General features: G+C 69.2%; 16 protein-coding genes. 8 read left to right on the forward strand and 8 right to left on the reverse strand.

Features of this window, described 5'->3' with window-relative positions; translation table 11 throughout:
- Positions 1-73 precede the first annotated feature (73 nt).
- Positions 74-772: a GAP family protein gene (locus OG990_RS30320; protein ID WP_406077920.1), complete on the forward strand. Its 699-nt coding sequence runs from the start codon at positions 74-76 to the stop codon at positions 770-772.
- A 419-nt stretch (positions 773-1,191) separates the two neighbouring features.
- On the opposite strand, the gene OG990_RS30325 is transcribed toward OG990_RS30320, so the two are convergent.
- Complete coding sequence (locus OG990_RS30325; RefSeq protein WP_406077921.1) at positions 1,192-5,289, reverse strand: carboxypeptidase regulatory-like domain-containing protein; 4,098 nt, start codon at positions 5,287-5,289, stop codon at positions 1,192-1,194.
- Positions 5,290-5,656: 367 nt separating this feature from the next.
- On the opposite strand from OG990_RS30325, the gene OG990_RS30330 reads away from it, so the two are divergent.
- Together OG990_RS30330 and OG990_RS30335 are read left to right on the forward strand one after the other, a co-directional pair.
- The gene (locus tag OG990_RS30330; RefSeq protein ID WP_328421514.1) at positions 5,657-5,947 is read left to right on the forward strand and encodes a hypothetical protein; all 291 of its coding nucleotides are present in this window, start codon (positions 5,657-5,659) and stop codon (positions 5,945-5,947) included.
- 644 nt (positions 5,948-6,591) lie between these two features.
- Positions 6,592-7,140 (forward strand): winged helix-turn-helix domain-containing protein, encoded by a 549-nt coding sequence (locus OG990_RS30335; RefSeq protein WP_406077922.1) that lies wholly within the window; start codon positions 6,592-6,594, stop codon positions 7,138-7,140.
- 330 nt (positions 7,141-7,470) lie between these two features.
- Here the strand turns inward: OG990_RS30335 and OG990_RS30340 are convergent, their stop codons facing one another.
- The 3 genes from OG990_RS30340 to OG990_RS30350 form a co-directional block, all read right to left on the reverse strand.
- Complete coding sequence (locus OG990_RS30340; protein ID WP_386986495.1) at positions 7,471-7,599, reverse strand: hypothetical protein; 129 nt, start codon at positions 7,597-7,599, stop codon at positions 7,471-7,473.
- 609 nt (positions 7,600-8,208) lie between these two features.
- On the reverse strand, positions 8,209-8,424 hold the full coding sequence (locus tag OG990_RS30345; RefSeq protein WP_386986498.1) for a winged helix-turn-helix domain-containing protein: 216 nt from the start codon (positions 8,422-8,424) through the stop codon (positions 8,209-8,211).
- 84 nt (positions 8,425-8,508) lie between these two features.
- Complete coding sequence (locus OG990_RS30350) at positions 8,509-8,919, reverse strand: tyrosine-type recombinase/integrase (RefSeq protein WP_406077924.1); 411 nt, start codon at positions 8,917-8,919, stop codon at positions 8,509-8,511.
- On the opposite strand from OG990_RS30350, the gene OG990_RS30355 reads away from it, so the two are divergent.
- Positions 8,831-9,529 (forward strand): hypothetical protein, encoded by a 699-nt coding sequence (locus tag OG990_RS30355; protein ID WP_406081988.1) that lies wholly within the window; start codon positions 8,831-8,833, stop codon positions 9,527-9,529. The two genes, OG990_RS30350 and OG990_RS30355, sit on opposite strands and share 89 nt — an antisense overlap.
- Before the next feature lie 363 nt (positions 9,530-9,892).
- Positions 9,893-10,264, forward strand: coding sequence for a metalloregulator ArsR/SmtB family transcription factor (locus tag OG990_RS30360; RefSeq protein ID WP_355612905.1), 372 nt, complete (start codon positions 9,893-9,895; stop codon positions 10,262-10,264).
- A 423-nt stretch (positions 10,265-10,687) separates the two neighbouring features.
- On the opposite strand, the gene OG990_RS30365 is transcribed toward OG990_RS30360, so the two are convergent.
- Positions 10,688-11,128 (reverse strand): nuclear transport factor 2 family protein, encoded by a 441-nt coding sequence (locus OG990_RS30365; RefSeq protein WP_406077926.1) that lies wholly within the window; start codon positions 11,126-11,128, stop codon positions 10,688-10,690.
- Positions 11,129-11,292: 164 nt separating this feature from the next.
- Between OG990_RS30365 and OG990_RS30370 the strand changes: the two genes are divergently transcribed.
- The 3 genes from OG990_RS30370 (at position 11,293) to OG990_RS30380 (ending at position 17,145) form a co-directional block, all read left to right on the forward strand.
- Entirely contained in the window at positions 11,293-11,460 is a 168-nt protein-coding gene (locus OG990_RS30370) for a hypothetical protein (protein ID WP_406077927.1), read from the forward strand.
- 162 nt (positions 11,461-11,622) lie between these two features.
- Positions 11,623-13,113, forward strand: coding sequence for an FAD-binding oxidoreductase (locus OG990_RS30375; protein WP_406077928.1), 1,491 nt, complete (start codon positions 11,623-11,625; stop codon positions 13,111-13,113).
- A gap of 264 nt (positions 13,114-13,377) precedes the next feature.
- Positions 13,378-17,145 (forward strand): ricin-type beta-trefoil lectin domain protein, encoded by a 3,768-nt coding sequence (locus OG990_RS30380; protein ID WP_406077929.1) that lies wholly within the window; start codon positions 13,378-13,380, stop codon positions 17,143-17,145.
- 451 nt (positions 17,146-17,596) lie between these two features.
- On the opposite strand, the gene OG990_RS30385 is transcribed toward OG990_RS30380, so the two are convergent.
- From OG990_RS30385 to OG990_RS30395, 3 genes are all read right to left on the reverse strand, one after another.
- Positions 17,597-18,478: a PhzF family phenazine biosynthesis protein gene (locus OG990_RS30385; protein ID WP_406077930.1), complete on the reverse strand. Its 882-nt coding sequence runs from the start codon at positions 18,476-18,478 to the stop codon at positions 17,597-17,599.
- A 62-nt stretch (positions 18,479-18,540) separates the two neighbouring features.
- Positions 18,541-19,470 carry a hypothetical protein gene (locus OG990_RS30390; RefSeq protein ID WP_406077931.1) on the reverse strand — a complete coding sequence of 310 codons (930 nt, stop codon included), beginning with the start codon at positions 19,468-19,470 and terminating at the stop codon, positions 18,541-18,543.
- A gap of 132 nt (positions 19,471-19,602) precedes the next feature.
- Positions 19,603-20,679, reverse strand: a complete 1,077-nt coding sequence (locus OG990_RS30395) for a hypothetical protein (protein WP_406077932.1) — start codon at positions 20,677-20,679, stop codon at positions 19,603-19,605.
- Between the last annotated feature and the right edge of the window lie 61 nt (positions 20,680-20,740).

Genomic DNA, 20,740 nt, shown 5'->3' on the forward strand with positions numbered 1-20,740 from the left:
GCTCCCAGCAACGCCTGTCGTCCGGGCTAGCGGGCGTCAAGCCGCCGGTCATCGAACGGCGGAGGACGACAATGTGACCGTCGATGAGGAAGGTGCCGGGGCTGTGTCAATCGTGACCGTGGGGGCAGTGTTCGGGCTGGCCCTGCTCGACATGCTCAGCCCCGCCCTCATCGGAGTGACCGTCTACCTGCTCCTGGCACGCCCCCGACGCCTCGGGCTCCTACTGGGCCTGTACCTGGGAACGATCGCCGTCGCATACCTCGCTCTTGGTGTCCTACTGATGTTGGGGCTGGGAGCGATACTGCCTGCGATCGACCCGTCAATATGGGCGTGGATCCAGGGCGGGATCGGTATCGCACTCTTCGCTGGTAGCTGGTTCATCCCCGCGAAGAAACGACCCGACGTAGAGCCGGCTCCGGTCAAGACCCCCACCCCGCGCTCGATGGTCCTCGTGGGGCTGGGGACCTGGCTCTTCGAGTTCTACACCGCGGTCCCGTACTTCGGCGCGATCGGAATCATGACCTCCGCCGGACTGGAACCAGCACAGTGGCTCCTGCTGCTGGGGGTCTACGTGATCATCATGATCCTGCCCGGCATCGCTTTGTACTTGGCATGGTTGCTACTGCGCGGGCGAATGCAGGAACGCCTCGAACGCTGGCAACGAAAGATCGCGGGCGGCTCGCGCACCGCAATGAGCTGGATCGTCGGCATCGCCGGTGTACTGATCTTCCTCGACGCGCTCCCCAACGAAATCGCCATCACAATCCCTTAACCAACAGGAACACGGCTCCCGCTCGCAGCAGCGGTGACTGCGTGGCACGCCAGCTACGCCAGCGGCGTGCTGCCCGAGTCGGAACTACCCGCACCAGGCCCTCGGCTGGGACCACGACTGCGTCGGCTTCGACTACGTCCACTGCGCCGTGGACGACCACAGCCGCCTCGCCTATGCCGAGATCCACCCCGCTCTGGAACGCCAAGCCCTCACGGCCCTCGCTAGCGCCTCGCTTTGGAACCGGGACCGGTGAGGTGGTGGGCCGGCAGCCGCCCGCGCCCGCGCGGGCCATGACCCGCTCGGCGTAGGCAGGTCCGGTCGATGCCCGACGGCGACCCGGCCACCTGGATGGTGACCGGGCCGCCGTCGTACAGGACGCGCGCTACGGGACGCGCGCTACGGCGCGCCCCGTGTACGCGCTACCGGAGCGGGTCGAGCGAGAAGTCCGCCGTGACCGTCTTGCCCGCCTTGAGCGTGACCTTCGCCGTTTCAGGCGCGTAGCCCTGGACCGCAACGACCAGCGTGAGCGGGTTCACCGTCGCGTTGATCCAGTACGCGTACGTACCGTCGTCCTCGGTGACCAGCGTCTGGCGGTATCCCTTGCCGCCGGTCACCTGGACGATGGCGCCACCCAACGGCTCGCCGGTGGCCGAGGAGGTGACGGTGCCGGCGACCTTGCCCCACGACTTCGGGGCGGTGACGTTCATCGACACCGGCACCTCAGCCACGCGGTACGGCGTGTTGGTGCTGGCACCGATCGCGGCGGCGTACGCGCCCGGCTGGTCGACGTCGGCCGACATGGTCGCCTCCACCGTGACCGACTCGCCCGGCTCGAGCGAGACGGACGGGTTGTCGAAGGACACCCAGTCCGCCGGAGCGCCCGAGCTACCCGTCACGTTCATCACGATGTGCATGCCCGGGAAGCCGATCGACGAGGTGTCGGCCGGTTCGGAGATGCCGCAGTCCACCGAGGCGATGTACGACGGCGCCGTCTGGCCGGCGTCGTTCGAGCCGATGAAGAAGTAGCCATCCGCAGGGACGCTCACCTCGACCACCAGGGTGCTACCGGACGGAACCGCGCCCTCGACCGGGACCGTCACCAGAGTGCCGTTACCGGCCGGAACCGTGGCGTCGGCCGAGCCGATGAGCGTCATGTTGGCGTACCGCAGGTCGCCCTCGAGCGTGTAGAGGTTGACCGTGAGCGGCTGGCTCCCCTGGTTCACCTCCACCCCGAACGACACGCTCGACACGTCCAGGCCGTTGAGCCCGAAGTCGTCCAGCGTGAACGTCCGCAGGTAGGAGTTGTTCCGGGTGGTGGCGCCGTTGTTGCACGACGCCGAGTTGCCGGTCATGATCGCCTGCGACGCGGAGTGCGTGATGGTGATCTCGTCGGCCGGGATCGGCGCCGCCAGCGGCGTCATCGTCCCGCCCTTGACGCTCGAAGGCGACATCGACGGGCCGCCCGCCGACAGCTTCCCCTTCGGGGCCACCGACGCCGGGACGGTCGCTTCACCCTTCACCGCCGTGAGAGCACCCGTGGCGACCGGCTCGAACTCGCCGCCGCCGGCTTCCAGCTCGACCGACGCCGGGGCGGTGCCCTCGTTGGTGATCGTGAGCTCCTCGGTGTGCGAACCGCCCATCGGCAGCTCGGCATGGGTGTCGCCATCCGAAGCGATGGTCACCTTGCCCGCCGCCAGCGCGGCATCGAACCTCACGGTGCCGTCCTCGGTGACCGTGACCGAGCCGGTGGCACCCTGGTAGTTCGGCGCCGTGACCTCGACCGAGTAGTCACCGGTGAGGATCGACGTCGAGTACGTGCCGTCCGCTCCAGTGGTCGCGGTCTTGCTCTGGGCCTCGGAGGAGACCGCCACGGTCGCGCCAGAGATCGGCGCACCCGTGTTCCGGTCGGTCACCGTGCCGGTCACCGTGCCCCGCGGCGCGGAGTCGTAGTGGATCGACATTCCGGCGTTGATCGCCTGGGTGTTGTAGGAGAACTGATGGGCGATGGTGCCGTTCTCGTTCTCGATTCCCACCGTGGCCGAGCTGCCTGCTGAGAGCGCTCCGCCCGAGTTCGCCCCGTAGCCGAGCTCGATCTCACCGTTCGCCAAGAGTGTCACGGAGAAGTTCGTCCGCTCGGCGCGGTTGGAGAAGAACGCGACGTTCCGGTACTCGAGGACGAACGCGTCGACCCCATCGACCTGGGTGGCCGCGGAGTACAGACCCGACGAGGCGTCGAAGAACAGGTCGTCCCACAGCCCGTAGATCGCCGCGTTGGGTACGGAACTGTTCGGGATCTGGACGTTGCCGAGTGAGGTCGAGAGCCCGGCGAAGTTCACGTGGCCGTTGGTGGTCACGTACGCCGTCGTGTAGTCGCCCTCGTAGTACGGGAACGAGAACGGCAGCGGGACCGTGGTCGCCGCGTCGTCACCGGTCAGGTTCACCCGGGTGTCACCCGTGGCGGCCCCGTCGCTGCCGACCGTGCAGAAGTACCCGAAGTCGTCGTACCGACGGGCGATCTCGGCGGTGACCGTCTCGTCACCGTCGACGACGACCTCCTCCGAGAACGCGCTCGTGCAGGTGCCGCCCTCGATCGAGATGGTGTAGGTGCCCTCGGGCACGTCGGCGAACGCGAACGCGCCGTTGGCGTCGGTGGTGACCGGGTCGATCGGTGCGGAGATGCTCACCGTGGTGCCGACGAACGGGTTGCCCGTGGCGACGTCCGTGACGGTGCCGGACACGGTGTGGCGTGGCGCGGCCTCGAGGTCGATGTCCACCGTGGTGGTCGCGTCGACGGTGACCGTGGCGCCGGTCGGGGCAGACGGCAGGTAGCCGAACGCCGAGGCCGAGACCTGGTAGTCGCCCACGGCGACGCGGGCGGAGTACGTGCCGTCCGTGCCGGTGGTGACGGTACGGTCGTGCTCGCCGTCGACCGTCACGCGCGCCCCGCTGATCGGGTCGCCGTCGGTCTCGGTGACGGTGCCGGCAACGGTGCCCATGTCACCGATCGGCGCAGCGTCGATCAGCGCGGCTAGGTCGAGCGTGCCCTCGCCGTAGACGTTGTTGTTCTCGGCGGTGCCGCCGCACGAGGTGTCGTCGACGTTGTGGGCGGCTTGGTTCAGCAGTTCCCAGGTGCCCGGAATGTCGCCGATCAGCGCCGGTGCGGCGCTCCACAGTACGGCGACGGCGCCCGCGAGGTGCGGGGCGGCCATCGAGGTGCCGTTGAAGAGCGCGTACCCATCACCCGGGACCGAGGAGCGAACGGCCACGCCCGGGGCCGAGATGTTCGGCTTGATCCCGCCGCCCTCACCGGGACCGCGCGAGGAGAAGGACGCGATGCGGCCCGAGGAGTCGACCGCGCCCGCCGAGTAGTTCGTAGTGTTCGCGCCCGGCGAGGAGGTCGTCTGGCAACCGGGACCGCTGTTGCCCGCCGACCAGGCGCCGAAGATGCCGGCGGCAGCCCACGCGTCGGTGATGTCCTGGTACCAGTCGTCGATGGCCCCGGCGGCGACCGCGCCCCACGAGTTGTTGACGACCTGCGGCCGCTTCGCCGGGTCGGGGTCGGTGCCGTCCGTGCGGGTCGGCGCGGTGATCCACTCACCGGACTCGAGCAGGTCGGCGTCCGAGCAGGTGTCGCAGCCGTTAGCCTCGATCCACTGCGCGTCGGGCGCGACACCGATCTGGTTGCCCGCGCCGTCGTCGCCCATCATGGTGCCCATGGTGTGGGTGCCGTGCCCGTTCACGTCGCACGGATTGCCGGCGCCGCACCGCCCGGAGGAGTCGAACGCGTTGTAGTCGTTGACGATCGTCCCGTCAGGCTGCCGACCGCGGTAACCGTCGGCGAGCGCCGGGTGGTCGAACTGGACGCCGGTGTCGACGCTCGACACGACGATGCCCTCGCCCGTGAAGCCCTGGGCCCAGACCTCAGGGGCGTTGATGAAGTCGAGGCCCCACTCGACCGTGGCCGGGGCGTTCGCCGGCGCCTTCTCGCGCTTGACCGGTTCGACGAGGTCGAACTTCGTGGTCTCGGTGATCTGGCTGACCTCGGACTGCGCGGCGAGCGCCTTGGCGAGCTCCAGCGTGCCGTCCTCGACGAGGATGCGGTTGCTGATCCAGAAGCTCTCGTGGTCGACGCCGTTCGCCTCGAGCTGCTGGATCACGTCCGCCTGGGACGTCTTGGCCGTGCTGGTGAGCGCGTCGTAGACGTGCTGGCCGCGCTTGCCCCAGTCGGCGATGTTCGGCGCCGCGTCCAGGTTGGCCTTCGCCGACAGCTTCACCCAGAAGTCCGCCGAGTCGTGCGTGGTGAGCGTCTTCTCGACGGCCGAGGTGAGCTTGTCGGCCGGGTTGGCTGACGGTGCTGTGGTCGACGGCGCGGCGAACGCGGGTACTGCGCTCGCCATCGCTGTCGCGAGAACCGCGAAAGCCGTGGTCACGACTGACGCGCGTCTCGCATGTCTGGTTCGTGTGTGCACGGAACCTCCATGTACTAGCGCGCCGCAGAGACAGGACGCGCACGACACCCCACGGTCGTGGGCTATAGACCAACATGGATGATGCGGCACAGGTGGGTCTACCCGGCGGCATGGGCAACTCGGGAGCACTCCGGTCAACTCGTGGCTGACTGATGGTCAGCGCGTCATAACCGTGCGGCGTTTCCGGGTCCTCGTCCCAAACCCATGAGATGGCGGGTTCTCCGACATGGCATGACTCCGACAGGGGCGACCGATGAGTAAGTCACGAGGCTGCACGCACAGCACATATCGACTCCGGCCGTTGGATGCTCGGAAGCGGCCCGCCGGCAGGGAAGGACCACGTGGCCCGAACGACCAAACCGCTAGTACCTGGCAGCAGCGGACAACCGCGCCGGTTGCGCTGGGCGTAGCGCCCATGGGACTCACCATCGTGCCGGGGACCAGCACCGCGAGTGCCAGCCCACAGCCGACCGAGACCTACGTGGTGCAGATGGCACTCGACCCGGTCGTGGCCTACGAGGGCGGAGTTGCCGGCCTTGCCGCGCCCAAGCCCGCCCCCCGGGCGCAAGGTCGACCCGCGGTCGGCCGGGTCGTGTCGTACGTCGACCACCAGGAGGCCCGGCACGCCGCCGCCCTCAGCCGAGTCGGCGGCGGCAGGAAGCTCTACGACTTCAGTTACTCCTTCGACGGTTCGCCGCTCGGCTGACCGCCGATCAAGGAGAGTGTTCTCGACCCCAGCGACCGGGCGGTGCTGTGGACGGCAGACGACCACCTCGTGGCTCTCACGTCGCTGCTCCCGACCGACTCAGGATCGATCCTGTCACGCCATGGGCATCACCGACTCCGGCTGGGTCACGGGCCTCGGCCTCTAAGACCCCGACGGTGTAGCGCCAGGAGGGGTTCCTCGTCGGCGAGTCGCCTGATCAGATCGGCGAGGTCACTGTTCCGACGGCCTGCCGTGTCGCTGCTGGTCAACGCCACACCAGCGTAATGAGCCCCTACACCCCATCCGGAACCGATGGGCAATTTCTGCCGAACTTCGTCATGGCCCTGACGATAACCGTCAATCTCGTCGACTGCTAGTGACAAGCTGCTCACATGCTGTGCTTGACCATCCATTCACATAGTTCATAGTGTTCTTTCGGGTAGCCGGCGTGACCCACACGGCGCCCAGAGGGCTTTGGGGGGTCGTTCCGGTCCTACCAGCGTCTGCTCCTGTTTCATATCGGGCCGGCGACGCAGGCGGAACGCAGTAGGCCACAGGTAAGGAGAAAGATGACTCTCGCTCGGGGAGAGAAGTCCATCGAGGACGTCCGGATGGAACGTCCACCGGGAGCCGACGGCGCGACCGTGATCATCGCGATCGCCTCCTCGACGGCGGAGAGAGTGCGCCTGGCGTCGCTGGTGACCGGGCATGCTCCGGTGCTGCTGGTCTCGTCGCCGGAGGAGCTCCTGTCGCTACTTGTCGACAGCGCCCCGCCCGCCGAAGCCCCGTCAGTCCATCCACGCGTCGTCGAGCCGCTCCTGCGAGCCCTCATAGGAACGGCTGATGTCGTCCCGGAGGTCGACTCGGACAGGCGGGTGGCAACCTGGTCCGGGCGCACCGTACCCCTGTCGCCCCTCGAGCACGACCTGCTTCGGTACCTTCTGCTGGCACAACTCGGCCGCACCTGCACCTTCGAGTCGCTGCACCGCGCGGTCTGGGGCAACGACCACCTCGGCGGCCGGGGCGACGTGTGGTCGGTGGTGAAGCGACTCCGCCGCAAGCTCGACGAATTGGACTGCCCGCTGCGGATCCAGGCGGTGCGCGGCGTCGGCCTGCGTCTTGTCGACCCCGGCGCGATGCTGTCAACGAACGCCGAAGAAGCGCGAAAGAGCCGAAACCAGATCTGGGAGTGATGCGCCTTCCGGGTCCATGGCGGTCCGCGCGGGTCCGGGCGCTGGTTTCCGTCAAGGGCGGGCAGCCAGTCGCTTCGAGGGACGAAGCGTCCTCTTCCGGCGCGCCGCGCCAGTCCGGATATTCGCTATCGCGGCATAGCCACTCGGTGATGGCAATGACACGGCCGGCGTGGTCGGGGCCAGCGCGGAGGTGACGGTGACGGACGGCGCACCGCTCGCCCGCTGCCTGGCCAGAAGTTCGCCGGATGGGACGCCTGCCGACTTCACGGTCTGCCCGTCGGGGAGGGTGAGGTTCTACGGCCCACCAGCGGCCCACCGGTACTGCACCGTTCAGTACTGACCGAGATCCGGGTGTAGTTCTGGGGCTGACGTGACCGCGCGCAGCTCGGCGGCCACCTCGGCGATCAGGTCGGTGAGGGAGGCGTCGCTGCCGGGCGCGACCCAGCGGGCGAACGCCACCCGGCAAACCATGACGCCCGACTCGGTGGACAGGGCGGCCGTGGTCTCGCCGACGCCCTTGGTACGCAGGGCGGCGGCGACCGCCGCCGCCAGCGAGCCCGTCTTGCGCAGCTCGCGCTCCTGCAGTTCTGAGCTGCCCTCGATGATGGACTGACGCAGGCGAACCAGGTCGAGGCGGTCGGCGAAGATCTCGTCCGTGACCCGGTGAAAGGCGGCGATAACCGCCTCGAAGGGGGCGGCGTCCGTCTCGGCGACCGCGAAGGGTTCGATCGTGGACGCGTCGAGCGCCGATCCTGGGCTAATGCCGCTGGGGGCGTCGTCCTGGCGGCCCGCCCGTCCGCCAGGCAGCGGCCGGAGAGGGGCTTTCAGTGCGCGGGTGAGGAACGTGCCACGATGACGCCGGGCTTAGCGGCGTCTTAAGCACCCGGACAAGCCTGGTGCCGGTTCGTGCAAATGGCGCAACATGAAGACGATTCGCATAATCCCCCTACCTGCACGACTCCATAGACGAACGCTGGTACTACCGGACTTGGTGCGCTCCCACGAGCGTCCAACGGGTTCAGCTCCACGCAGTCGGCGTAACGTCCACGTCTCCTGTTTCGCCCTACTTCACGAGTCGTCATGCTCCTTGACGTAGACGCCCCGACCAGGCTCTCCATATACGACGCCTTTGGCGTGCAGCACCAGAAGTGCACGCTGCACGGTTGCAATGGAAACGCTGTAGAGCTGTGACAGCTGGCTATAGGAAGGAATCTTGGACTCGGGTGGGTACTCGCCGGTGGCGATGCGGGCGGCGATGTCGTCCGCGATTTGGCGGTAGGTCATTCGTCGGGGCATGTCACTCCTGAGTTGGCGCCCCGATGAGATCACGGGCACTAGCTCCACTCAACCTCCGGCTGACCCGGTGAACTAGGTGCACGTTCGGGTAGGCGGCGAGCGGTGGTCTTGTGAACCTGGGTTGGCACCAAGGGGCACGGACCCTCTCGGCCGGGGTGCGGGCCAGGTCCGGCTCCCGGCCCCCGGTTCGGCAGCCGGAGAGCCCGCTCGCCGCGACGCGATGCGCGTGTGCCCGAGGACTTCCGACACCACATGCAGCGGGGTGCCCTGGGCGAGCATGAGCGACGCGCCAGAATGGCGAAGGTCGTGCGGGTGCCAGTGTCCGAGTCCGGCCCGCTTGCACAGCGCCGAGAACCGGTGGGAGAAGTTGGCCGGATCAAGGCAGTCTCTTGGCATGGCCGCCGAACACCACGCCGTAGACCTTGCTCGCCGTCTTTCGCATGTCCGATGGATCGCGGGGGGCACCGGGTCAGGCAAGAGCACCCTCGCCCAGGCCCTGGCCGAGCGTTACGACGTGCTGATCTACGACGGGGACCGCGCGGAGCGTGACTACGTCCGCCGCTGCACTGCCGAGAAGCAGCCGCACCTGTGGGCGTTGCTGAAAGCTCCGCTGGCACAGAAGTGGAACGGCCGGAGTGCGCAGGAGGTATTTGAGTTGATGCCGAGCCTGCACGGGGAGACGTTCGGGTTCGTTGTCGACGACCTGCTGGCGATGCCTACCGAGCGTCCAGTCCTGGTCGACGACTTCCGAACTCTGCCCCGTGAGGTTGCTCCGCTGCTGGCATGGCCAGAGCAGGCAGCGTTCCTCCTGCCAACCCCGCAGTTTCGGGATCGGGCGTTGCGGACTCGATTCGCCGACGCCGCGAGAGCCCGAGCGAACTGGGGAGACAGTGACCACAACGAAGCCCTCGCTCTGCGACTGGCTCGCGACGAACTGTGGGACGCTGAAGTCCGCCGCCAAGGCGCTGAGCTCCACCTGCCGGTCGTGACCATCGATGGCTCGCGGGACGTTCTTGACCTTGCCGACGACCTTGCAGCCCGCTTTCGTCTGGGTCGTCCACCGTTGAGTAGCCGTCGCACGCAGCGGTCATGATCGGACGCGAGACGTTTGAAGGTCTGCCGGTGGTGGCCGATGCGTGAAGTGCAAATCCCTGGCGGCGAACTGCGGTCCGCATCCAGTCCGCGAGAGGTCGATGGACGGCGACCTGGTCTTTTGTGGTGGGGTCACCGCTGCTGGCGGGCGGTGCGCTTGAGGTCGGCGCCGCCCTCGACGCCGAGCGCTACCTCGCCGCCCTGCCGACCACCACATCACACGATCCGGGCACCCCCGGCACCTCTCTCGCTCCGCAGATCATCATGCCGACACGAGCCGAACGGGTGCGGGACGGTCCCACCCGAGAACCTCACCGTGATCAAGGCCTCGTTACACCGGTCTAGCGGGGGTGTTGCTGCAACGATGCATGACGTGGGAACTGCGGAAACGACGATGCCTGCCATCTCGCCTCTTGCTGGCGAACCGATCAAGCGTGCCGACGCCGAGCGCCTCGCGGGAGTGCTGAAGGCATTCGCCGACCCGGCCCGGCTACGACTGCTCAGCCTGATCCAGTCGTCTCCCGAGGGCGAGGCGTCCGTGAGTGACCTCACCGCGCCGCTCGGGCTCTCCCAGCCGACCGTGAGTCATCACCTTCGGATCCTCACCGAGGCCGGCCTGCTCGAGCGCGACAAGCGCGGCGTCTGGGCGTACTACCGGCTGGTGCCGTCCGCGATCGCCGCGATCGCTGAGCTGTTGACGCCGCCCCGCAAACGGGCGACGAAGAAGACCCGCTGAACGTCACCGTCGAAAGGCGGTTGCCACTCCGGCTGGCCGGCGCCTACCCGACGCACGGTGATCGACCCGCGTCAGGGATCGCGGCACGTGCACATCTTGGGTCACCCTGGACAGAAGCCCGTTCATCAGCGTGAAGCTCAAGGCACTCGTGAACAGTCCGTTGCTGAGACGAACAGGCCGCGACGTCGAAGAAGAACTTGGGTCGAGCTGACCTCTACGTGCCAGCTGCGACGTCAACAGCTAGGCCGACGAGGGCCGTGATCCCGACGCGGGCGGGTCGACTGTCTCCAGGGACAGTCGCCCCCCACTACCTCGGTTATTGACTGGTTACTGCAAGACGCGGTGCACGTCGCGCCATCGACGAGGCGTTCGGGCGCTCGGATACGCCGCGAACTACTGACGTCACCTCTGCACTGCAGGACGTCACGATTGCTCGACGCCCATGGTCCGCACCATGGCGTGGGTGTCCGGGATGGTCTCGAAGCGCACCGGCTGCCCGTCGCGGAGCCGCCAGACATGAGCGAATCGCGCCGTCATCGGACGGCCGGTTGCCTTGTTGGCAGCCCGATAGTGGCCCAGGGCGATCACCACGTCGCCGGCCTCGAAGACCTCGTCGGGTTCGATGGTGAAACCGTCCCACTCGCTGTTGAAGCGGGCGAACACGTTCGCCAGCACCGAATCCCGCCCGTGGTAGGTACCACCGAAGTGCAGCCCGTCCGGCACGACCCACTCGATGTCGCGATCGAGGGACTCCAGCAGACCCATCACGTCACCATCGGCCAGCTTGCCGTACCACGCGACAATCCGGGCCGACAGGCCGAGAGAGTCATGCTTGGCATCGATACTCATGGCAGTTCCTTCCATGTGGATGTGTCCGGAACATCGTCTAGCCGTCGAACGGCACCCACATCGGTTGAACTTCCTATACGGGACGTGACCAAGAACGCGCCACCGCTCGGAGCACGGACGGGTGCTCGCACGCCTGGACGCCGCTTCGCACACGAATAGGGCGGCCGACGACGGCCTGCATGGGCGACCTGAAGCGCGCGGCCGAGCCGTCGCGGTGGCGCGATCGACGTGTCCGGCGCGACCCGGCCGCGACCGATGAACGATGGCGCAGCCCGCGCCAGGGATCCACAAAGGCAGACGGCTACGGTCTCGCCGCCCATGGACGATCACTGTTGACCATCGAATGAGCGGTGATCGGTCTGGTGCCCGAGTGGGCGCCTCGGGCACCGTGTGCGCTGCTGTCGACGCCCGTGCCGGCCTCCGGCCCGCGGTCGGGTGAATACGACGGCTCCGGTGACGACGATCGGCATTCGCGGGGTGGGGCACTCCCGTGTCTCCAGAAAGGCAGCGTGATCACCATTACTGCATCCGATTCCGGACCGGCCCCGGCAAGCGACGTGGAGTCGGTACCCGCGAACCTTGATCGAGGCGACGCCCCGCGGCCCACGCTCACTCGTAGAGACGTCGCCCCCTTGTCAGCTGCGGTGCAAGGGCCAGTGCTGTTGCCCGCAGATCCTGGGTTCGCCGCCGAGTGTGCGACGTACAACCTGCTCAACCCGTTGCGCCCGGCACTGGTGGTTGGTGCGTCCTGCGTCGCCGACGTGCAGGCCGCAGTGCGCTTCGCCGGTAGCCGGGGAATGCCGGTGGCTGTTTCGGCGACAGGTCATCAGGTCCGGCAACCAGCCAACGGCAGCGTTCTCATCACCCTGCGGCGGATGGTCGGCACCACGGTGGACGTGGCCCGGCGGTGTGTGCGGATTGCCGGCGGGACAAATTGGCAGGAGGTCGTGGATGCGGCCGCGGCGCATGGTCTCGCCCCGGTGAACGGCTCGTCCATGTCCGTCGGGGCGGTCGGCTACCTACTGGGGGGTGGCCTGAGCCCCACGCTGGGACGCACCAGAGGGTACGGGGCCGACACCGTGCGTGCCGTCGAAATCGTCACCGCAGACGGACAGCTTCGTCATGCCACCGCTTCTAGCGAGCCGGATCTGTTTTTCGCCGTACGTGGCGGCAAGGGCAACTTCGGTGTCGTGACGGCGATAGAGACCGACCTGTTCGAGGTGCGGAGGCTCTACGGCGGTGCGATCTACTTCGCGGGCGAACATGCACCGGAGGTTCTGCACGCCTGGCGGGAATGGGTAGTCGGCCTTCCCGCGCAGATGACGACATCAGTCGCTATCCAACGCCTCCCGTCCGCGCCGGAGCTGCCCGAGCCGATTCGCGGGGCCTTCGTCGTGGCGTTGCGGGTGGCCTACCTCGGTTCGACCGAGGAGGGGAAGTGCTTGGTGGCGGCGATGCGTGCTGCGGCCCCGGTGCTGCTCGACGGTGTGGTCGACATGCCGTACGGGGAGGTTGGCAAGATTCACGCGGATCCGGCGGATCCGCTGCCGTACGTTGACCGCACGACCGGGCTGCGCGCGTTGCCGCCGGAGGCGGTCGACGCTCTCCTCGACGTCGTCGGTCCGGACTCGGACTGCCCACTGGCGAGCGTGGAGATCCGCGCTCTGGGTGGTGCCCTCGACCGCCAGGCCGCAGTGCCGAACGCGGTGTCGCCCCGAGGGCTTCCGTTCGTGCTGTTCGGGTTCGGCGTGGGGGCGGCGGAGCAGGCCGCCTGGCTCAGCGGCTACCTGACAAAGGTCATCCAGGCGGTGCGGCCGTGGGCCGACGAGCGGTCCCTACCCAATTTCCTGTCTGCCGACGAGGCCACCACCCCGGCTGCGGTTCGCGTCGTTTATGGCGCCGACCTGTACGACCGGCTGGCGCGGATCAAGGCTCGTTGGGATCCCGACAACATGTTCCGGATGAACCACAACATCCCGCCTGCTTCGGATGGTTACTGACCGCGTTCCGGCCGGCCATGACCCGACGGCTCGGAACTCGTCCAGGAGGCCCGACCGGGGATGGGTGCCGTCACCAGGTCCGCCGCCAAGCCGTCCTGACCACCACGACCAACAACAACGAAAGGATTTGACACGGCTGTGAAAGGCATCGGCCGATCTCGCCACTTTGTGTCGGTAAGTGATGACGGCCCTCAATCAAGAGAAAGCGTCTGTATGAATCATCTCCGAAAGCCGGGTGCCGCGCCCCGGCACCGTCTTCTGCCGGTGGCTAGCGCATTGCTGGTGCTTCCGCTGTTGGCCCTGACCGCTGTGGCGGTCTCGCCGCTCTTCCATGACTCGGACACCTCTGCGGCGATGCTGGTCGACGGCACACCCGCCGGCCAGGCACCCACAGGCCAGGCACCCACAGGCCAGGCACCCACAGGCCAGGCAGCCACCCGGCAGGCTGCTGCCGCCCCGGCAAGCACCGTGGCCGCTGCGGCCCCTGCCACGCCCGCGGCCGTGAAGGGCGCCGTCCCGCCAGCCGGTACGGCGATTGCCGGCAGCTATATCGTCACGGTCAAGGCGGACGAAGCCGTCCGGATCCGCTCGGACGCGCGCGACCTGGCCGCCGACTACTCGGGCAAGCTCGGTGATGTCTGGACCTCGGCGCTGCACGGCTTCTCGGTACGTATGTCCGCGGCCGATGCCGAGCGGCTCGCGGATGACGCCCGCGTCGTGTCCGTGCGGCCGGATTTGGTGATCGCCGCCGCCGGCACGCAGGCCAACCCCTCGTGGAGCCTGGACCGGGTCGACCAGCCTGGCCGTACCCCCAGTGGCACCTACGACTACGACAACGACGGCTCTGGTGCGCACGTCTACGTGTTCGACACGGGTGTGCGCGCCACGCACTCCGAGTTCGCCGGCCGGATCGGCGGCAGCACCCCCGGCACCGACCACAACGACTGCGGCGGGCACGGCACCGCAGTGGCCAGCGCGGCCGCCGGCACGGTCTACGGCGTGGCGAAGAAGGCGACCGTGCATCCCGTACGTGTGCTCGGCTGCGAGGGCGCCGGTGCGGCCGCGGACGCGTTGACCGCGATCGACTGGGTCACCAGTAGCGCGCCGCGCCCGGCCGTGGTGAACATGAGCTGGTCCACCGGCCCGCAGGAGGCGCTGGACAACGCGATCCGCGCGTCGACCGCGTCCGGCGTCACGTATGTCATCGCGGCTGGCAACCAGAACAACGGTGCCTGCGCGACCTCGCCGCAGCGCGTCTCCGAGGCGATCGTGATCGGCGCCACCGATGACCGGGACCGTCGCGCGAGCTTCTCGAACTACGGCTCGTGCGTCGACATCTTCGCGCCCGGCACCAGCATCAAAACCGGTGCCTGGACCGCGGACGACGCGACCGTGGCGTCGAGCGGCACGTCGCTGTCCGCACCGATCGTGGCCGGTGCCGCCGCCGTCTACCTGACCGCACACCCGTCGGCCACGCCCGCGCAGGTGCGGAACGCGCTGGTCGGCTGCGCCACCACCGGCCTGATCTCCGACCCGGGCGCCGGATCGCCGGACCGGCTGCTGAACACGCGGTGCGGCGGCCCCGCCATCACGAACCCGGGCGCGCAGTACACCGCGGTCGGGAAGGCCATCACGCTGAGGAAGATCAGCGCGCCGACCGCGGCCCGCTTCGCCGCCACCGGTCTGCCCGCCGGCCTGTCGATCAACGCCACGACCGGCGTGATCAGCGGTACCGCCACCACGGGAGGCACCAGCACCGCGCAGGTCACCGCAACCGACGCGGCCGGCGCCAGCACCACCACGTCGTTCCGCTGGACTGTGATCCTGGGCCGTGGAGCGTTCACCGGGCCGGGCTCACTGTGCGTGGACAACACGAGCGGCATCACCACGGACGGCAACCCGCTCATCCTCTACACGTGCCTCAACAACGACCCGCAGCTGTTCACTGCGCACGCCGACGGCCGGTTCGAGGTGCAGGGTAAGTGCATGACCGCGGGCTCTGCGGTGGTGCTGCGTACCTGTGACGGCTCTACCGCACAGGTCTGGACCGCGCGGAGCAGCGGCGAGGTGGTCAACCCAGCCACCGGCCGGTGCCTGACCGCCGCGTCCGCGACCCGGAGTGCGCCGCTGTCGCTTGCGACCTGCACGGCCGGGACGCTTCAAATGTTCAAGGCGCCGTCCGGCCTGGGCGTTGACGTGGTCTCGGTGGAGAACCCCGGCTTCCAGGGCACGCTCAAGGGCACCGCGGTCCGCAAGGCCGTGTTCGCCTCGAACAAGGACACCACGCAGCGGCTCACCTGGTCCGCGACCGGGCTGCCGGCCGGGCTGTCGATCAACGCCTCGACCGGGATGATCAGCGGTACGGCCACCACGAGCACGATGTCCGCGGTCACCCTCACCGTGGCGAACGAGACCGGCCAGACCGGCACCGCGTCCTTCACCTGGCAGGTCGGCGACGGCCGGATCCTCGGCATCAACGGCTACTGCGCCGACTCGGCCAACGCCAGCAGCCAGAACGGCAACCCGATCCAGCTTTACCACTGCATCGGCAGCAACGCACAACTGTGGACGGTCCGGCCCGACGGGCGCCTCGCGGTGCTCGGCAAGTGCGTCACCGTGGCCGACGACGGCGTCTCCGTCGTGCTGAGCGACTGCGGCACCGCGGCAGCGCAGGTTTGGGCCGTATCCGGCAGCACGCTGCGGCACACCGCGACCGGGAAGTGCCTCACGGCCCCGGCGGGGGACATCAATACCAAGCTCACGATCGCCACCTGCGCCACCCGCGCCGACCAGGTCTGGAACCTGCCGACCGCCCCGGTCAAGCTCGATGGTGTCACGCTGCAGCGTTGGGCGACCACCACCGCCCCGGCGCTGACCATCACCGCGCGTTCGGCCGGAACCATCAGCCGGTACGCGGCCACCAGCCTGCCGTCTGGCGTGACCCTGAACGCGTCGACCGGCGTACTGTCCGGCACGCCCACGGCCATCGGATTCGGAGGCGCGATCGTCACGGTCACCGACTCGGCCGGCGGCATCGGGGCCACGTCGTTCCAGTGGACCGTCTTGCATGGTCAGATCCGCAACCCGAGCGGCTGGTGCCTGGACAACTCGGGCGGCGGGACCGCGGACGGCAACCCGATTCTGGTCTGGAGCTGCAGCGACGGCGACAACCAGAGGTGGCTCGTCCGCACGGACGGCGCGCTGCAGGTGCAGGACGGTTGCATGGTCGCGTCCGGGCTCATCACGCGGGGCGGCTGCGACGGCGCCGCAGACAAGGTATGGCAGGCGACCGAGAACGGTGAACTGCGCAACCCGGCCTCCGGCAAATGCCTGACCGCGCCGTCGCTGAACCGCGGCGTGCAGTTCACGCTCGCGGACTGTGCGGCGATGGCCCTGCAGATCTGGACGCTGCCGACCGCACCGCGAATCACCACGCCGGTAACGCAGCAGTCCGTCACCGAGAAGGCCGTGTCGCTGGTCATCGGCGTCACGTCCAACCCGACGCCCACCGTCACCGCGACCGGCCTGCCGGCCGGCCTGACCATCTCCGGCACCACGATCTCCGGCACGCCGACCACCACGGGCAGGTACACGGTGTCGGTGCGCGCGCAGTCAACGGGCGGCGTGTTCACCGCGTCGTTCGTCTGGCTGATCATCGCGCCGGGCGCGCCCGGGCTGATCATCCACCCGGTCGGCGACTGCGTCGACCGTGGCGGCCCGAACAGCAGCCTGTGGCTGTACGGGTGCAACTACACCAACGCGCAGATGTGGACCATCCGCGCCGACGGCCGCCTCGAAGTACAGAACACCTGCATGATGCCGCTCGGTGGCGGCACGGCGTCCGGCACGCAGGTCGGCACCGGCACGTGCAGCACCACGGACGCGACCCAGGTCTGGACCGTCGAATCCGGCAACACGCTGAGGAACACCGCGTCCGGCCTGTGCCTGACCGCGCCCAGCCCGAACCGCCAGTCCGGCCTCTACCTGGGCTCCTGCTCGGGTAGCAGCTGGACGCTGCCGGTTCGAGCCTGACGAGCGATGGCCGGGCCGCTCAACGCGGCCCGGCCAATCGGCGGACCCGTATCACACCACCAAGTTCAAACTGCCAGCGTTGCGCGGCTCGCGAACCGACCTCGGCTGTCCGCGATTCGCTCGGCGTCCAGCGCACGGTACACGCGCCCCGGCTCGATCACGAGCCGGGGCGCGTGTACGGTGCCAAAGCTCGCCTAGCGGCTCTGACCTGGTGTTTTGAAGATTGTGTCAGGCTGCCCGGTGGTACTTGTTGGAGGGCGAGGGCGGACAGGATCGCCCGGTCCGGCCAGGACAGCCGCAGCCGGCCCGGACCTGCCGGCGCAGTATCGCTATCTCGTGCCGTAGCGCGAGGAGCTCGATCAGCAACGCCCTGGCGCCCCGGATCAACAACCCCAGTCCGTTGGCTGCTGGTGAGCCCGGTGACCGCGCCCCAGCTCGTGGTCTTCGCCTGTCAGTCCGGTCCGGTCGACTGACCGTCCGGCGGCACCCGGATCGTGCCGGACGCGATCGCCCGCACTCCGCCGCCGAGCCGTACCCGCTGCACCGCCCCGCCCCGCGCGGTGACCGTGCCGTCCAGCCGCGACGGCCGACACAGCTCGGCGCCCTGCCGCACGTGGTACGCCGACTCGCCATCCCCGGGCAGCAGCCCGGCCCCGACCAGCCACACTCCGAGGCCGAGGACCGCCGACCCGGACGCCGCGTCCTCGGCGACCCCGAACCCGGGCAGAAACGCCCGCAGGTGCGCGGTGCGGGTGTCCCCGTCCCACGCGAACACCGCGAGGTGCGACACCCCGGGCTGCGGCCGATTCGCCGCGCGACTCACCGCGTCCGGGCGTACCGGCAGAAACGGAAACGTCATCCCGCAGCCGGCCTCCCGCGGCGGCGGGCCGGTCAGGTCGGCCGCGGTCAGCCCGGCCGCCGCCAGCAGCGGTGCGGGATCCAGCTCGCGACCGAGGTCGGCACCTGTCACCTCGAGCGAGGCGCCGTCGCCACCGCCGGAAACGTCCACCGGCACCGGGCCGCGGCCGCACTCTTGCACCACCCGGCCGGCCGGCACGCGGTCGAGCCGCACCAGCGTGGCCGCGGCGCCGATCGTTGGATGCCCGGCGAACGGGATCTCCGTCGTCGGCGTGAAGATCCGCACCGCGTACGCGGCGTCGCTGCGGGTGGGGCGGCACACGAACACCGTCTCGGACAGGTTGAACTCGCGGGCCACCGACTGCATGGCGGCCGGGGTCAGCCCGTCCGCGTCCAGCACGACGGCCAGCGGGTTCCCGCCGTACGGCCGGTCCGTGAAGACGTCCACCACCTCGTACTGCAAGCGATCCGGCACGCTCGCACCGTAACGGTCACGGTCAACGGCGTCAGCAGCGCGTGCAGCGCCTTGACGACCTCTCATTTCGCGGTCGGGATCGGGGCCATGGCATGCGACTGGAAGATCGCGGCCAGCGCCCGGTGCTGGTCGGCCGGGTCGGGCGCGGGCAGGAGGGGCCCGGCGGCGCGGATGGCCGCCAGCAGGTCCGGTTCTGGAGCCAGGCCGTACTCGCGTAGGTAGTAGGTCGTCGAGTCGGTCCAGAGCCAGCGACCGTCGGTGCGGTAGCTCATCGGCACGACCTCGCCCCGCTGCGGCTCGACCACATCGTTCAGCCTGCCCGTCGTCATCAGGATGGTCGTGCCCGCATTGAGGTACGCCGCCACCCGGGCCCGGTCCGCGTCGTCGAGTCGCTCGTGCGCCGGATCGAACCGCGCGCCGTCGTCGTCCACGACATCGAAGACCCGGGCGATGCGCATCGGTGGTGCCTCGGCCCGGGTCCACAGCAGTGCGGCGGTCCCGCGCGCCAGCCGGGTAAGCTGCGGCAGTTCTTGGCCTGGCCGGTACGTCTCCACCAGCGGTTCCTCAATGCCGGCGCTGATCAGCGCTCGCATCACCGTCGCGGTGACCAGCGGTTGGACACCGTCGGCCTCCACCACGTACAGCCGGGTGGGTGGCATCGCGAGTGCGGCCCAGGCCGGTGCCGTACGCCAGGCGCGCCAGAGCGCGACCGAGCCGGGCAGCTCTGCCACGGCCGCCCGCGCCGCTTCGTCCATCGGGTCGTCCAGGCTCTGCCCGACCAGGTCGAGCACCAGTGGCATGCTGACGCCGAGAGTGCCCGAATCCGGCGGCGCCGGGGTGAACGTGAACGGGATGTCGAACAGCGGCTGCAGATCGTCGGTGTCGTCGATCTTTCCGTCGGCGAGGCGCAGTCGGGCCCGCACCAGCATGCTGTCCGGAATCCGCCCCGCGAGTCGGAGCAGCGCGTCGTGCAGCTCGGCCTGGTCGGTCATGACCCCTACCCTCGCGTCGAAACCGGACCGCCCGGTGCGGACGGATCTGTCCGGCATTCGATCATGACGGGCCGGCGCCTGTCCGGGTACGGGGACCTCGATGCCCCAACGAGCCCTCGATTGGTCCCGTTCTTACCCGCGGCCGGCCGGGGCTTCGGCGGCGGGAGCCGGGCTCGTCAGGGCGACCATCGCCCGGTGCGCCCGCACCGCGTCGACGGCCGGGAAGCGGTGGTCCAGCGCCCGGATGTGGGCGAGCAGTTCCGCGTCCGGGCTGAGCGCGTACGTCCGTAGGTAGTAGGCGACCGTGTCGGTCCAGATCCAGGTGCCGTCGGTACGGAAGCTCATCGGCACCACGAGGCCAGCCTCCTGATCGAAGACGTCGCCCTCGCGGGCGGTGGTGGCCAGCAACACCTCTCCGGCGTCGAGGTAGGCCAGCACCCGGGCGGCCTCGTCACCGGCGGACAGGGTCGGGTGGTCCGCGGCGAACTGGCCGCCCAGGGCCGGGTGGTACGAGTCGAAGACCCGGGCGATCGGGACCGGCCGCGGTGCCTCCGCAGCCCAGAGCAGCGCGGCTTGGCCGCGCGCCGCCTGCTGGTAGGCCGGCAGCGTGACCCCCGGCCCGTACGTCTCCACCTGCGGGTCCGACACCCCGGCCGCGACGAGCGTCTGTTGCAGCCAGGCGGTCGCGCCCGGTAGCTGCGCGGCGTCGGCCGCCGTCTCCAGCAGGTACACCCGGACCGGGCCGGCATCCGTCCGGTCTGCGTGGGGGGAGCGCCAGACCCGCCAGAGGGCGACCGCGTCGGGAAGCTGTCCAAGCGCCGCCACCGCCGCCTCGTCCGCGGCGTCGAGGTCGGAGCCCGGGGCGGTGAGGTCCAGCACCAGCGGCGGCGGCGCGGTGCTTGGTGACATCAGGACGGGGGCGAAGTCGTACGCCGGGCGGGCCCGCTCGTCCGTGGCCGGAACCGCCGATGCGAGCTGTACCACCGCTGGCACGTCCGGCAGGGTCTGGACCAGCAACTCGGCGTCGTCGGGCCGGATCGGGACCCGGTCGGCGAGGACGGTGGCGAGGATAGCGCCGGCCGTTTCGGCGATCCGCCCCTCGGCGAGCAGCCCCCGGGCGGCGCTGACGGTATCGTCCGGAGCCCACCCCGCCACCCGCAGCAGTAGCTGGTGGTATGCCGGGACCAGCCGGTCGTCGGTCGTGGTCATGTGTGTTTTCTCCTGGTCGTGGGTCATCCGGCGAAACCGGCCCGGAGGTCGGAAGGCGTCG

The sequence above is a fragment of the Micromonospora sp. NBC_00858 genome (assembly GCF_045207365.1).
Lineage (GTDB): Bacteria > Actinomycetota > Actinomycetes > Mycobacteriales > Micromonosporaceae > Micromonospora.

Bases quoted from the DNA above. Each gene is read 5' to 3' on its own strand.
- OG990_RS30330 (WP_328421514.1), top strand. From the start codon at position 5,657: ATGGGACTCACCATCGTGCCGGGGACCAGCACCGCGAGTGCCAGCCCA.
- OG990_RS30345 (WP_386986498.1), bottom strand. From the start codon at position 8,424: ATGACCTACCGCCAAATCGCGGACGACATCGCCGCCCGCATCGCCACC.
- OG990_RS30355 (WP_406081988.1), top strand. From the start codon at position 8,831: ATGGCCGCCGAACACCACGCCGTAGACCTTGCTCGCCGTCTTTCGCAT.
- OG990_RS30360 (WP_355612905.1), top strand. From the start codon at position 9,893: ATGCATGACGTGGGAACTGCGGAAACGACGATGCCTGCCATCTCGCCT.
- OG990_RS30365 (WP_406077926.1), bottom strand. From the start codon at position 11,128: ATGGAAGGAACTGCCATGAGTATCGATGCCAAGCATGACTCTCTCGGC.
- OG990_RS30370 (WP_406077927.1), top strand. From the start codon at position 11,293: ATGGGCGACCTGAAGCGCGCGGCCGAGCCGTCGCGGTGGCGCGATCGA.
- OG990_RS30390 (WP_406077931.1), bottom strand. From the start codon at position 19,470: ATGACCGACCAGGCCGAGCTGCACGACGCGCTGCTCCGACTCGCGGGG.
- OG990_RS30395 (WP_406077932.1), bottom strand. From the start codon at position 20,679: ATGACCACGACCGACGACCGGCTGGTCCCGGCATACCACCAGCTACTG.